This is a genomic window from Vibrio sp. 2CM40D (genome assembly GCF_023161825.1).
Lineage (GTDB): Bacteria > Pseudomonadota > Gammaproteobacteria > Enterobacterales > Vibrionaceae > Vibrio > Vibrio alginolyticus.
Window position 1 is genome coordinate 95,644 of the sequence record NZ_JALNTL010000008.1, and the last position, 14,633, is coordinate 110,276.

Consider the following 14,633-nt stretch of genomic DNA (forward strand, 5'->3'; position numbering starts at 1 on the left):
AAGGATTCAAATGAAGGCCAAACGTTGAGCTAGTCTAGCCATTGAAATTTTTAACGTCTAGCTACCTACGATAACTAGACGTTTTAGCGATATTAAACGTCTAATAGGAGACGTGCTGGGTCCTCTAGTAACTCTTTAATCGTTACTAGGAAACCAACTGATTCACGACCGTCAATTAGGCGGTGATCGTAAGATAACGCTAGGTACATCATCGGCAAGATTTCAACTTTGCCATCCACTGCCATCGGACGCTCTTGGATCTTATGCATACCAAGAATCGCTGATTGAGGTGGGTTGATGATTGGTGTAGACATTAGTGAACCGAACACACCACCGTTTGTGATAGTGAAGTTACCGCCCATTAGCTCGTCTACCGTTAGCTTGCCATCACGACCTTTGATAGCCAGTTCTTTGATGCCTTTTTCAACATCAGCGAAACCAAGCTTGTCACAGTCTTTTAGGACAGGTGTAACTAGACCACGTGGCGTTGATACCGCCATGCTAATGTCGAAGTAGTTGTGGTAAACAATGTCATCGCCATCAATCGAAGCATTTACTTCTGGGTAACGCTTAAGCGCTTCTGTCACTGCTTTCACGTAGAAAGACATGAAGCCCAAACGAATACCGTGACGCTCTTCGAACTGATCTTTGTACTGCTTACGAAGGTCCATGATTGGTTTCATGTTCACTTCGTTAAACGTCGTTAGCATTGCCGTGTTGTTCTTCGCTTCTAGCAAACGGTTAGCAACTGTCTTACGAAGGCGAGTCATTGGAACACGTTTCTGACTGCGAGCCGCTGCCGGCACGTCAACCACTGCTGGCGAGTCTTCTTTTGACGCAGATTTAGCGTTCGCAAGATGCGCTTCAATATCTTCGCGCGTAATACGACCACCAACACCAGTGCCTTTCACTTGGCTTGCTTCTAAGCCATGTTCAGCCAATAAACGGCGCACTGCTGGGCTTAGTGCGTCATTACTTTCTTCGCTAAGCGCAGCTTTGTGACGCTTATCAGGAGATGCTTCAGTACCTTCTGTTTTGTCTGCAGTTGGTTCACCTGCAACTGCGCCTGGCTTCAATTTAGCAATGATTTGTTTAGAAAGTACTGTCGCACCTTCTGCTTCAACAATAGCTTCTAAAACGCCAGCTTCCGGAGCTGGAACTTCTAGCACAACTTTGTCTGTTTCGATGTCAACCAAAACCTCGTCACGCTCTACTGCGTCGCCCGGTTGTTTGTGCCATGTCGCTACGGTTGCATCAGCAACTGATTCAGGTAAATCTGGAACCAGAATTTCAATTGTCATATCTGTTTCTTCCTTTAACTTCTAGTTCTTAATTCGAAGTTTTTGAGTTCACGTTCAGAGCGTCTTCAACCAACGCTTTTTGTTGTTTCAAGTGCACCGACATGTAGCCAACTGCTGGCGAAGCAGAAGCTGGGCGACCTGCGTATTTAAGATTTGCACCTGCAGGAATAGCGGCACGGAAGTTATGTTGGCTACAGTACCAAGCACCTTGGTTCTGAGGTTCTTCCTGACACCACACGAAGTCTTCAACGTTAGTGTATTGAGCAATTGCTGTTTGTACTTCTTCCATTGGGAATGGGTAAAGCTGTTCAATACGCACGATAGCAACATCGTCTTGCTCGTTGTTACGGCGCTGCTCTAGTAGGTCAAAGTAAACCTTACCAGCACAGAACACGACACGTTTCACTTTGCTTGGTTCTAAATCACCTACTTCTGGAATTGCAGATTGGAATGTACCATCCGCCAAGTCTTCAATCGTTGAAGTACATAGAGGGTGGCGCAGCAAAGATTTCGGTGACATAACAATGAGAGGTCGACGCATTGGGCGTACAACCTGACGACGAATCATGTGGTACACCTGAGCCGGTGTTGAAGGAACCACAACCTGCATATTTTGCTCAGCACAAAGCTGAAGGTAACGCTCTAAACGTGCAGATGAGTGCTCAGGACCTTGACCTTCATAACCATGAGGTAGAAGCATAGTAAGACCGCACAAACGCGCCCACTTTTGCTCGCCTGACGAGATAAACTGGTCGATAACAACTTGTGCACCGTTGGCAAAATCACCAAACTGTGCTTCCCAGATAGTTAAACCACCTGGTTCGGCTGTTGCGTAACCGTATTCAAACGCCAACACAGCTTCTTCTGACAATACTGAGTCAAAGACTTGGAATGGCCCTTGGTTGTCATGAATATTCGCTAATGGAATGTAAGTGCTTGCATCGGTTTGGTTATGAAGAACCGAGTGACGGTGGAAGAAAGTACCACGCCCCGAGTCCTGACCAGAAAGACGAATACGCTTGCCATCGTCAACCAATGTAGCATACGCCAATGTTTCAGCCATACCCCAGTCAATAGCTTTTTCACCGGTCATCATTGCTAGACGATCGTTGTATAGCTTATTAACACGGCTTTGCAGTTTATGGCTTTCTGGGTACTGACACAGACGATTGCCTAGCTCAATAAGGCGTGTCTTGTCGTATTTTGAATCCCACTCCATATCCCATTCGTGCCCTAAGTAAGGGGACCAGTCTACAGAGTGCAACGCCATTGGACGCCATTCTTTAACAACCACTTCACCGCGATCTAATGCATCGCGATACTCATTGACTAACTGAGTCGCCGTCTCGATATCTGACTCATTTTTGTCGATCAGAACATCTGCATACAATTTGCGTGGTGTAGGATGCTTTTTGATTTTCTGGTACATCAAAGGCTGAGTCGCATTTGGCTCATCCGCCTCATTGTGGCCGTGGCGACGGTAACATACAAGATCGATCACGACATCGCGCTTGAACTCGTTACGGTAATCCAATGCAATGCGAGTAACAAAAGCAACTGCTTCTGGGTCATCTGCATTTACATGGAAAATTGGCGCCTGCACCATCTTCGCGATATCGGTACAGTACATCGTAGAACGCGTGTCACGAGGATTAGACGTCGTAAAGCCTACTTGGTTGTTGATGACGATACGTACCGTACCACCAACTTGGAACCCACGAGCAAGAGACATGTTGAACGTTTCGGCAACCACACCCTGACCAGCGATTGCAGAATCACCGTGGATGGTGATAGGAAGCACTTTGCTACCTTGATTATCACCCAAGCGATCTTGACGTGCTCGAACTGAGCCCATGACTACTGGGTTTACGATTTCTAGGTGCGACGGGTTAAATGCAAGTGCTAAGTGAACATCACCGCCAGGAGTCGCAAAATCAGCAGAGAAACCTTGGTGATATTTCACATCACCCGTACCCCAAGTTTCGTCGTGTTTACCGGCGAACTCATCAAACAGGTCTTGAGGTTTCTTACCAAGTACGTTCACCAGCATGTTCAAACGACCGCGGTGAGCCATACCGATAACCACTTCACGCATTCCACTTGTACCCGCATGACGGATCAACTCTTTCGTCATCGGAATCAGCGCATCACCACCTTCTAAAGAGAAACGTTTTGCACCTGGGAATTTCGCCCCGAGGTAACGCTCCAAACCTTCAGCGGCTGTTAGCTCTTCTAGGAATGTGCGCTTCTCATCTTTGTTGAATGATGGCTGGCCTACGACAGACTCAAGGCGTTGCTGAATCCAACGCTTTTGCTCTGTGTCAGTCATGTGCATGTATTCAGCACCGATGGAACCGCAATAAGTTTTGTTGAGGGCTTCATAGATATCTTTCAACTTCATGGTTTCTTGCCCAACAGCAAAAGAACCTACGTTGAAAGTTTCTTCGAAGTCATCTTCGGTAAGATTATGAAAAGCAGGGTCTAACTCCGCCACTGTTGGGCGTTGCCATAGACCTAGTGGGTCTAATTCTGCAGCTTCATGCCCGCGGAAACGGTATGCGTTGATTAGCTGTAGAACTTTTACTTGTTTTGCATCGACATCTGGGTCACTAACTTGGACATTGTAATGCTTTGTTTCTCTAGCGAGTCGTCGGAAGTAGTCACGGACACGTGAATGTGGTTGTTCTGCCACTTCTTCTGATGGCTTAGGCAAGCCTTCAAAAACACGTTTCCACTCCTCACTTACCAGATCGGGATCACTTAGATACAGTTCGTAGAGGTCCTCTACATACGTTGCATTGGCGCCAGCCAAGTGTGAAGACTCGAGCCATGCCTTCATCACGCCGTTGTGCATATTTTCCCTTAACCAGTAGTTTTCACGTTTGCTTCGGTCTTTGCCGAGCTATAAGAGCCGACTAAAAATACGGTCGGCAATTTTTGTATTCTTTACTCGAATATTACTGAAGCAGTGAAGCGGTCATATCGGGTGATCCGCAACACTGCGACATTCCTAAGAGCGAGTAAATTAAACCGAACGATTAACCAACATCGACTTAATGTGACCGATGGCTTTCGTCGGATTTAATCCCTTAGGACAAACACTTACACAATTCATGATGCCATGGCAACGAAAAACGCTAAATGCATCATCAAGATCAGACAAACGTTCATCTGTTGCCGTATCGCGGCTATCAATTAGCCAACGGTACGCTGCGAGAAGACCAGCTGGGCCGATGAATTTATCAGGGTTCCACCAGAATGATGGGCAAGACGTTGTACAACATGCACACATGATACATTCGTACAATCCATCTAAATGCGCACGATCATCAGGCGATTGTAGGTTCTCACGTGATGGTGGTAATGCACCATCATCAATCAAGAATGGTTTAACTTTCGCATAGTTATCATAGAACTGCGTCATGTCAACGATAAGATCGCGCACGACAGGTAACCCTGGTAGTGGACGAATAACTATCTTATCGCCTTGTAGAGCAGATAACGGTGTGATACACGCTAGGCCGTTTTTACCATTCATATTCAAACCATCAGAACCACATACCCCTTCACGGCATGAGCGACGGAACGCGATGCTTGGATCTTGCTCTTTTAGCAGAATCAATGCATCAAGCACCATCATGTCTGAGCCTTCGTCTACCTCAAGGGTATACTCTTTCATGTAAGGCTTGGTATCCACATCCGGATTGTAACGGTATAAAGAGAAGTTTAATTTCATAGTCGTATCCTCCCTTTAGTATGTACGTACTTTCGGCGGGAAAGCTTCACGATGCGTTGGCGTCATGTTCACATCACGCTTAGTCATCGCTTCTGTTTCCGGATTGTAGATAGAGTGGCATAGCCAGTTCTCATCATCACGCTCAGGGAAATCGAAACGAGCATGTGCGCCACGACTCTCTGTACGGTAGTTTGCTGCAACGGCAGTTGAAAACGCGGTTTCCATCAGGTTATCAAGTTCTAGACACTCAATACGCTGCGTGTTGAACTCTGAAGACTTGTCCGCTAGATGCGCATCTTTCAAACGTTCGCGAATCACTTTCAACTCTTCTAGACCGGTTGCCATCGCATCGCCTTCACGGAATACCGAGAAGCTGTTTTGCATGCATGCTTGTAGGTCTTTACGAATCTGAACTGGATCTTCACCACCAGTGCTGTTTTCCCAACGCATAGTACGCGCTAGAGACGCTTCAATATCAGATTCTGTTGCAGGACGAGCTTCTGCTTGCGCTGCTAGCGTTTCGCCAAGGTGCAAGCCAGTAGCACGACCAAATACGACCAAGTCTAGTAATGAGTTGCCGCCCAGACGGTTAGCACCGTGTACCGATACAGAAGCAATCTCACCACATGCGTAAAGGCCTTGTACTTCCATCTCGCTACCGTCGGCCTTCTGCTTAATTGCTTGGCCAGAGACTTGAGTAGGTACACCACCCATCATGTAGTGACAAGTTGGAATTACTGGAATTGGCTCTTTCACTGGGTCAACGTGTGCAAATGTACGAGACAGTTCACAGATACCTGGTAGACGTGATTCAAGTACTTCTTTACCAAGGTGATCAAGTTTCAACTTGATATGTGGACCCCAAGGACCATCACAGCCGCGGCCTTCACGAATTTCAATCATCATTGAACGAGCAACCACGTCACGACCAGCAAGGTCTTTCGCGTTTGGTGCGTAGCGCTCCATGAAGCGTTCACCATCTTTATTTAGAAGGTAACCACCTTCACCACGACAACCTTCCGTCACTAGAACACCCGCGCCAGCAATACCTGTTGGGTGGAACTGCCACATTTCCATGTCTTGCATTGGAACGCCTGCGCGAAGTGCCATACCAACGCCATCACCCGTGTTGATGTGCGCGTTAGTGGTCGATGCGTAAATACGACCTGCACCACCTGTAGCTAGAATGGTTGCTTTCGATTTGAAGTAACAGATTTCACCCGTTTCCATACAAATCGCAGTACAACCCATGATTGCGCCGTCTTGGTTTTTCACAAGATCCAAAGCGTACCACTCCGAGAAGATGGTTGTTTTGTGTTTTACGTTTTGCTGGTAAAGCGTGTGAAGAAGTGCGTGACCAGTACGGTCTGCAGCAGCGGCTGTACGAGCAGCCTGCTCACCACCAAACTCTTTAGATTGGCCACCGAATGGACGTTGGTATATGGTACCGTTATCAAAACGAGAGAATGGAAGACCCATTTTTTCAAGCTCGATAACTGACTCAGGACCATTTTTACACATGTATTCAATCGCGTTCTGGTCACCGATGTAGTCGGAACCTTTAACGGTATCGTACATGTGCCATTGCCAATCGTCTTTGTGCGAGTTACCCAGAGCAACGGTAATGCCGCCCTGTGCAGACACAGTATGAGAACGTGTTGGAAATACTTTTGACAACAAAGCACATGATAGGCCTTGCTCTGAAATTTGTAGTGCAGCGCGCATACCTGCACCACCAGCGCCGATTACTACGGCATCAAACTCACGAACTGGAATAGACACTTACGCACCCCACAGAATAAATAGACCAGAGAAGACATAGCCGAATAGCACGGCAATAACACCAAGTTGTAGTGCGCCACGTAGTTTCGCGCACTTAATGTAATCAGTTAATACTTGCCACAAACCAACCCAAGCGTGAATCAGGATCGAGACAAGTGCCAACATGGTGAATACTTTAGTGAAGGTACCACCAAAGAATTGGGTCCAAGATGCGTAAGAGATATCTGAAAATGCACAGAAGCTAATCAGATAAATCGTGTATAGCGTCATAATGATTGCAGTTGCACGAATTAGTAGGAAATCGTGTACACCATTACGACCAAATGAAGATACGTGTTTTACCATACCAAGATCCCCGCCAATAATGATAATACTGCTGTTGCACCAAACGCGACTTTAGCGCTCATCGTGCCTGAATCTAGTTCTTCAAAGTGACCTAGATCCATCAATAAGTGACGGATACCACCTGCGATGTGGTAGGCAAGTGCAGTAAGAATTCCCCACAGGATGAATTTTACGAAGAAGCTATCGACGATGTCAGCGGCTTCCATAAAACCCATTGGGGATGACAGAGAAATGGATAGTAACCACAGTAATATACCCACCGCAACAAACGTAATTACCCCAGACACACGGTGTAGGATGGATGCGATTGCTGTGATAGGAAAGTGGATGGTCTGTAAATCTAAATTAACAGGTCTTGACTTTCTTTCTTTCACGGGCTTGCTCACTCAGCTCCATTGAGCATTTATTGTTATAACCAATTTCAGCTTCCAAACGTACAAAAGTTAACATCTATTTAACAAATATCGCGAGTAACCACTCAGATAATTGTAAACAAGTTGTTAACAAACGGAATCCAGCAACAAACCTCACTCTTTGTTTCTAGCCCCGAATTTATAAGGATTTAACTAAAATTTTCTTTGCCAATATACGGCGAGCAACATTCTAATACAATTGGTGTAACAAATTATGCTACATAGAACAGATTTTTAACGATTTTCATGAGAAAAATCATAACAAGTGCACACAAAGATGGAGAAAAATTGACTTTAAGCTTTAACAACAGTACAAAAATGGCACATAAACATCCTGGACGGATTAAATAATAAACAAAGGAGATTGTTATGGCGGATAAGAAAGCGACCCTTCATGTTGAAGGTCAAGCGCCAATCGAACTGCCAATTATGGACGGTACGCTAGGTACACCTGTAATTGACGTTCGTAAGCTGGGAGCCAATGGTTACTTTACTTTTGACCCAGGTTTTCTTGCCACTGCATCTTGTGAATCATCAATCACGTACATCGATGGCGGCAAAGGTATTCTTTTGCACCGCGGTTTCCCGATTGATCAATTAGCCAATAACGCAGATTACTTAGAAGTATGTTACATCCTTCTTTATGGTGAAGCCCCTACCCGAGAACAATACGAGCAATTCAAAACGACCGTTACTCGTCACACAATGGTACACGAGCAAATCGCAAGCTTTTTCCATGGCTTCCGACGCGATGCTCATCCAATGGCGGTAATGTGTGGTGTAGTTGGAGCACTTGCAGCCTTCTATCACGACTCTCTTGACATTAACAACGACGAACACCGCGAAATTGCAGCGTACCGTCTGCTGTCAAAAATGCCAACACTGGCGGCGATGTGTTACAAATACTCTATCGGTCAGCCATTTATTTACCCTCGTAACGACCTTAGCTACGCAGAGAACTTCTTGCATATGATGTTCGCAAACCCTTGCGAAGAGTATGAAGTAAATCCTGTGGTTGCCCGTGCGATGGATAAGATTTTCACTCTACACGCGGATCACGAACAGAATGCGTCGACATCAACTGTTCGCCTAGCTGGCTCTTCTGGTGCGAACCCATTTGCATGTATTGCCGCTGGTATTGCATCCCTTTGGGGGCCTGCTCACGGTGGCGCAAACGAAGCCTGCTTGAGAATGCTAGAAGAGATTGGCAGCGTCGATAACATCCCTGAATATGTAGACCGCGCGAAAGACAAAGATGACCCATTCCGCTTAATGGGCTTTGGTCACCGCGTTTACAAGAACTACGACCCACGTGCGACAGTAATGCGCGAAACGTGTCATGAAGTTCTCAAAGAGCTAAACATTCAAGACCCTCTGCTAGACGTTGCAATGGAACTTGAGCGCATTGCACTTTCTGATGAGTACTTCGTGTCTAAGAAGCTGTACCCGAACGTAGACTTCTACTCAGGTATCATTCTTAAAGCGATTGGTATTCCAGTTTCTATGTTTACGGTTATCTTCGCGATTTCTCGTACCATCGGCTGGATTGCTCACTGGAACGAAATGCACAGCGATCCACTGAACCGCATCGGTCGTCCTCGTCAGCTATACACTGGCGAAACACAACGTGAGTTTTCTCCACTTCACGAACGTGAATGATCTTTTAGTACGAAGATAGACAAACAAAAGGGTTGAGATTTTCGTCTCAACCCTTTTTTCTTTTTTGCGTTTAACGTTATTAATGGAGAACGCTAAACCGGATTATCAATATCGATAAACTCCACATGTAGGCCATATTCATCCGCTAGCCATTTGCCTAAGGCCTGAACACCATAACGCTCAGTAGCATGATGACCTGCAGCAAAGTAATGAATGTCCATTTCACGAGCAGTATAAGTGGTGCGCTCTGAAATTTCTCCAGAGATAAATGCATCCAGCCCGTGCTGTACAGCAAGTTCAATGAAATCCTGCCCTCCACCAGTACACCAGCCGACTGTCTCAATCATCTTATCAGTATTCTCTGGAGCGATATGCAGAGGCTCTCTTTCAAGAACTTGGTTGATCTTACTCGCAAATTCAACACCAGACATCGGCTTTTTCAAGCGCCCAAACATAGCAACTGACTGAGGGTGCCCTTCAAGCCCACCTTCTACTTCGATTTCAAGTAAGCGAGCTAATTCAGCGTTGTTGCCTAGCTCTGGATGAATATCTAGAGGAAGGTGATAACCATATAAGTTGATATCATTTTTGATCAGGCTACGAATTCGTTTACCTTTCATGCCACGAATTGGCTCAGGCTCACCTTTCCAAAAATAGCCATGATGAACAAGCAATGCGTCTGCATTAAGCTCAATCGCTTTATCGATTAAGGCTTGAGAGGCGGTTACGCCAGTGATAATACGCTTTACGGCTGGCGTCCCTTCTACTTGTAACCCGTTTGGTGCGTAATCTTTAATTAACTGCGGTGACAGTTTGTCATTAAGAATCTGTTCTAGCTTTAAGTTATTCATTATTACTTCCAATTTCTAGCGCATGTAAACCTAAATAACCTCTCGATGAAATCAGACCGAGAGTGTGCAACCTAGTTGATACAACAACGTTTTGACATCTGGCACCTTGATATCATTTAGGTATTTAAAGTGTATCTCGAACCCTAATATCGATGCTAGCCACCCTACCCTCAAAAGCAAATTTAGTTACAATAACAAAGCTTGTCGCCTCACCATACATTTAGGGATACGGATGAACCAACTGCAACGCTTTTACCAATGGATCGCCACTTCACCTCCTCTTTTCAAGTTACGCCCTCCGTTTGCAACCTTAGAGGATCTTACGGTAACGCCTTTAAAGAACACTGAGCAATACAATGGTAATCCAAGATTGGGCTTTTTATATCAGCACTTATGCACTGCAGTTCTCTCTAGTTCAGAACGATATCAGGTTATCGCTGAAGAGGTTCAGTTAAACGACATCGAAGGTAAGACCATTGGTGCTATAGATTTGGTGTTGCGGAATACAGAATCAAATCAAATAGAACACTGGGAAGTGGCGATTAAGTTTTATCTTCTTTATAACGGCGTTTGGTATGGCCCGAATGCTCACGACCAGTTACATGCGAAATTGGATAGAATGCTCACGCATCAACTGAAAATGAGCGATCGCCCGGAATTTCAAAAAATAATTCCTTTAAACGACTCTCCAGAAGAGCGCCTAATGATGCAAGGACGACTCTATATTAATCCGTTTACTCCAGAGCCAACTCCTAGCGAGTGCTTGGGTTATGAACTAAATCCAAGTCAGATTAGTGGTTACTGGTGCTACCAGAGCCAATGGGAGTTAATCGGTAAGCCACTTTATCATTTACACAAACCATGCTGGGCGATTGGTATGGACGATTTATCTCGACCCATTGAAAAGCCTTCAGACCGATTTGTACATGCACAAACGGAGGACGGTCAATTCTGGTTTGTGGTACCAGATTCATGGCCCGGAGATAAAGCGGTTCGGGGCACTTAAACATGAAAGGGTTGATGTTTTCACATCAACCCTTTGCTAGATACATTGACCATTGGATGTTTTACAAACCAGCGGCTGCAAACACTTGATTAACGATCTCTTGTGCTTCAGCTTCGATTTGTTTCAGATGTTCTTCACCTTTGAAGCTTTCACAGTAAATCTTGTAGATGTCCTCTGTGCCTGATGGACGAGCAGCGAACCAACCGTTAGCTGTCGTTACTTTAAGGCCGCCAATCGCAGCACCATTGCCTGGTGCATGCGTTAGACGAGCAGTGATAGCATCACCTGCTAGAGTTTCAGCCGCAACCATTTCTGGTGACAACTTCTTCAATACGTCTTTTTGTGGGCCATTTGCTACAGCTTGAATACGGTTGTACTTCGACTCACCGTGCTTCGCCGCTAGCTCTTCATAGTAATCTTGAGGGTTCTTACCCGTTACCGCAGTGATCTCTGCTGCTAGAAGGCATAGCAAGATGCCATCTTTGTCTGTTGACCAAGGCGTGCCATCTTTACGAAGGAAAGACGCACCAGCACTTTCTTCGCCGCCGAAACCAAACTTACCAGTGTACAGACCGTCTACAAACCATTTGAAACCAACAGGCACTTCACATAGCTCACGACCTAGATCCGCAACAACACGATCAATCAGCGCACTTGAAACTAGTGTTTTACCAACAGCGACGTCTTTACCCCACGCGTCACGATGACGGTACAAGTAGTCAATACAAACGGCTAAGAAGTGGTTCGGGTTCATCAAACCTTTTGGCGTAACGATACCGTGACGGTCGTAGTCAGGATCGTTACCAAATGCTAAATCGTATTCGTCTTTCAGTGCCAATAGACCCGCCATTGCGTAAGGAGAAGAACAGTCCATACGCACAACGCCGTCTTTATCTAGCGACATGAATTGGAAAGAAGGATCGATCGATTCACTTACTAGCGTTAGGTCTAGGTTGTATGCCTGACCAATTTGACGCCAGTAATCGATACCGCTGCCACCCAATGGATCTACACCAATCTTCAGGTTCGCTTTTTGGATTGCTTCCATATCGATAACGTTCACCAGGTCATCAATGTATGGCTTCACCAAGTCCATCTCTACAAACAGATCCGATGCTTTTGCTTCTGCTAGTGGTAGGCGTTTAACACCTTGTAAACCTTCAGCAATCAATTCGTTCGCACGATCTTCGATAGCTTGAGTCAACTCAGCTTCTGCAGGACCACCATGTGTCGGATTGTATTTGATTCCGCCGTCTTGTGGTGGGTTATGTGATGGGGTAATAACGATACCGTCTGCTTTTTCATCGTGTTTGATGTTGTAAGTCAGAATCGCGTGTGAAATACCCGGTGTTGGCGTGTAACCGTTGTCTTGCTGGACAATCACTTTCACACCATTTGCAATCAATACTTCAATCACACTTGAAAAAGCAGGCTCAGATAGCGCATGCGTGTCTTTACCCACAAACAACGGGCCAGTTGTGCCTTGCTCAGCACGAACTTCTGCTACCGCTTGAGCGATCGCTAAAATGTGGTTTTCGTTAAAAGTGTGCTTGTCTGCAGTACCGCGGTGGCCAGAAGTACCAAATTGAACTTTGTGTTCTGCGTTTGCCGCGTCTGGTTGAAGTAAGAAGTAGTTAGCAACGAGTGCTGGGATATTGTGAAGATCTTCCTGCTGCGCTTTTTGCCCAGCACGAGGGTGCATAGCCATGTTTGACATCCTTTCTTTCAATACAAATAAAATTAAAAAAGCCTCATAATATCCGCTCACTGCGACGCATTATGAGGCTTCTATCAGGTTTCTTAGATTGAACCTGTTACTTTTTCTATTAAGTCAGGTTGGAACCCCATGTGTGCCATCACTTGTTCAACCATCTGTCTTTTACGACTTGTATTGTTATTCGTGATAACCCAAAACGGTGTGCCAGGAATGGCTTTTGGCTTGGTCGTATTACCGTTTGCTAGCAAGGTTTCTTCATTATCTGCAAAGTACACGCGTTTGCGTCCTTTTACATTCGTAGCCTGGGCGAAACCTTCTGGATTCAATTTATGTAAGGTCGATAATACCAACATAAAGCGATCAATCGCTTTTTTTAGACCGGCAAACTCATCAGAAATAAGCAGCGAACGCATTTCTTTCACTACATCAACAGATTCCGTTTTACCCGCATCTTTACTTACTACAATCCCTTGTGGCTTCTCTACTACAGGCGCGGCTTTAGCTTCCTGCAACTGACCATCAAGGTTTAAAAGGCGTCGCAAAATATCCGAGGCGCTTTCACCGATATGCTTAGTTTGACTAGCTATATAACGGTATAGATCCTCATCAACCTCAATTGTTTTCATTCGCTTTTCACATTCTCAATGTTTAAACTCTGGGGGATTATAACGAGATCCACGCGGATACTCCACGTTAAACCCATCACGAATAAGATAAAATGTCAGCATTACTCAACTATAAGCAGGAAGGCCAAGGCCAAACAGTTGTTTTGATTCACGGATTGTTTGGTAGTTTAAGTAATCTGGGTCTACTCGCCCGCGATCTTATTAAAGATCACACGGTGATCAGTATTGATCTGAGAAATCACGGCCTCTCTTTCCACTCCGAAGTCCATAACTATACCGATATGGCAAAAGATGTGGCTCAGCTCCTTCAGCACTTAAACGTTGAGCCATCTATTGTTATTGGTCACTCCATGGGCGGAAAAGTCGCGATGGCTCTTGTGGACATTGCTCCAAATGTAGTCAAGCAGTTAGTCGTTCTCGACATGGCGCCTGTAGCCTACACTACGAACCGTCACGATAATGTTTTTAACGGCTTACATGCTGTTATTAATGAAAAACCAGCAAATCGACAGCAAGCCATGGATATCCTAGCTCAACATATTGAACTCGATGGTGTAAGACAATTTCTCTCTAAATCACTGTACAAAAATGGCGATAAGATGGATTGGCGGTTTAACGTACCGAGCCTTTTTGAGAATTATGACCAAATTATTGGCTGGCAAGAAATCACACCAACAGATATCCCAACTTTATTTATCAAAGGCGGCGACTCTGACTACTTAATGCCAGAACATCAGCCGGCAGTGAAGCGACAATTTAACCATGCTAAAGCACACATTATCGCTGGCACTGGTCACTGGTTACACGCCGAGAAACCGACAGAAGTAATGAGAGTCATTCGAAAATACATTTCGAGTTAACAAATTCGAAAAGCAACACTAGATTATTGAAATAACCCTTCTTGTAGTGCATTAACTTTACCGTTTAACAGTGGTATAGTGCGCCCAAGATTTTTCGGCATGAAGGGCTAAAATGCTTTACGACTATATGGATATGCTCGAGTCTATTGGGCTCGATCTTCTTTTTGCTGCTATCTTTTTTTTCATCGGGATGGCGATAAAAGATGTGCTAAAGCAAGGCAATGTACCTGTTTTTGGTCGTCGTATTGTGTGGTTAGTCCTTTTCCTAGGCTGTGCTGGCTTTATTGCAAAAGGTGTAATTCAGCTAACTTGGGAAGGCTCAGGGTTAGGTTAAACC

Annotated in this window: 13 protein-coding genes; 4 read left to right on the forward strand and 9 right to left on the reverse strand. The window is 45.2% G+C overall.

The window, feature by feature from the left end; genetic code table 11:
- Positions 1–92: 92 nt before the first annotated feature.
- The 6 genes from odhB to sdhC all read right to left on the reverse strand — a co-directional run bounded on the left by odhB (position 93) and on the right by sdhC (position 7,550).
- Positions 93–1,301 carry a 2-oxoglutarate dehydrogenase complex dihydrolipoyllysine-residue succinyltransferase gene (odhB, locus tag MTF70_RS18160; RefSeq protein WP_005382177.1) on the reverse strand — a complete coding sequence of 403 codons (1,209 nt, stop codon included), beginning with the start codon at positions 1,299–1,301 and terminating at the stop codon, positions 93–95.
- Between the two features lie 28 nt (positions 1,302–1,329).
- A complete protein-coding gene (gene sucA, locus MTF70_RS18165) occupies positions 1,330–4,155 on the reverse strand; it encodes a 2-oxoglutarate dehydrogenase E1 component (protein ID WP_248394201.1) in 2,826 nt (941 codons plus the stop codon).
- A gap of 171 nt (positions 4,156–4,326) precedes the next feature.
- A complete protein-coding gene (locus tag MTF70_RS18170; RefSeq protein WP_005382174.1) occupies positions 4,327–5,037 on the reverse strand; it encodes a succinate dehydrogenase iron-sulfur subunit in 711 nt (236 codons plus the stop codon).
- A 15-nt stretch (positions 5,038–5,052) separates the two neighbouring features.
- Complete coding sequence (gene sdhA / locus MTF70_RS18175; protein ID WP_005382172.1) at positions 5,053–6,819, reverse strand: succinate dehydrogenase flavoprotein subunit; 1,767 nt, start codon at positions 6,817–6,819, stop codon at positions 5,053–5,055.
- The gene (gene sdhD / locus MTF70_RS18180) at positions 6,820–7,164 is read right to left on the reverse strand and encodes a succinate dehydrogenase, hydrophobic membrane anchor protein (protein ID WP_005382169.1); all 345 of its coding nucleotides are present in this window, start codon (positions 7,162–7,164) and stop codon (positions 6,820–6,822) included. It abuts the gene before it with no gap.
- Positions 7,158–7,550: a succinate dehydrogenase cytochrome b556 subunit gene (gene sdhC, locus MTF70_RS18185; RefSeq protein ID WP_017634811.1), complete on the reverse strand. Its 393-nt coding sequence runs from the start codon at positions 7,548–7,550 to the stop codon at positions 7,158–7,160. The genes sdhD and sdhC overlap by 7 nt, the downstream gene beginning before the upstream one ends.
- Positions 7,551–7,946: 396 nt before the next feature.
- Here sdhC and MTF70_RS18190 point away from each other — a divergent pair, with 396 nt between their 5' ends.
- Positions 7,947–9,236, forward strand: a complete 1,290-nt coding sequence (locus MTF70_RS18190; protein WP_005382163.1) for a citrate synthase — start codon at positions 7,947–7,949, stop codon at positions 9,234–9,236.
- 92 nt (positions 9,237–9,328) lie between these two features.
- On the opposite strand, the gene MTF70_RS18195 is transcribed toward MTF70_RS18190, so the two are convergent.
- Complete coding sequence (locus MTF70_RS18195) at positions 9,329–10,087, reverse strand: Nif3-like dinuclear metal center hexameric protein (RefSeq protein WP_025766984.1); 759 nt, start codon at positions 10,085–10,087, stop codon at positions 9,329–9,331.
- Positions 10,088–10,319: 232 nt separating this feature from the next.
- Here MTF70_RS18195 and MTF70_RS18200 point away from each other — a divergent pair, with 232 nt between their 5' ends.
- Positions 10,320–11,093 carry a DUF1853 family protein gene (locus MTF70_RS18200; protein ID WP_205460855.1) on the forward strand — a complete coding sequence of 258 codons (774 nt, stop codon included), beginning with the start codon at positions 10,320–10,322 and terminating at the stop codon, positions 11,091–11,093.
- A 61-nt stretch (positions 11,094–11,154) separates the two neighbouring features.
- Here MTF70_RS18200 and pgm read toward each other — a convergent pair whose 3' ends face one another.
- Together pgm and seqA are read right to left on the reverse strand one after the other, a co-directional pair.
- Positions 11,155–12,801, reverse strand: coding sequence for a phosphoglucomutase (alpha-D-glucose-1,6-bisphosphate-dependent) (pgm, locus tag MTF70_RS18205; RefSeq protein WP_025766986.1), 1,647 nt, complete (start codon positions 12,799–12,801; stop codon positions 11,155–11,157).
- A gap of 92 nt (positions 12,802–12,893) precedes the next feature.
- On the reverse strand, positions 12,894–13,436 hold the full coding sequence (gene seqA / locus MTF70_RS18210; RefSeq protein ID WP_005382149.1) for a replication initiation negative regulator SeqA: 543 nt from the start codon (positions 13,434–13,436) through the stop codon (positions 12,894–12,896).
- Positions 13,437–13,528: 92 nt separating this feature from the next.
- Between seqA and MTF70_RS18215 the strand changes: the two genes are divergently transcribed.
- Together MTF70_RS18215 and MTF70_RS18220 are read left to right on the forward strand one after the other, a co-directional pair.
- Complete coding sequence (locus MTF70_RS18215; protein ID WP_017819953.1) at positions 13,529–14,296, forward strand: alpha/beta fold hydrolase; 768 nt, start codon at positions 13,529–13,531, stop codon at positions 14,294–14,296.
- Positions 14,297–14,408: 112 nt separating this feature from the next.
- On the forward strand, positions 14,409–14,630 hold the full coding sequence (locus MTF70_RS18220) for a DUF2788 domain-containing protein (protein ID WP_005393038.1): 222 nt from the start codon (positions 14,409–14,411) through the stop codon (positions 14,628–14,630).
- Positions 14,631–14,633 lie beyond the last annotated feature (3 nt).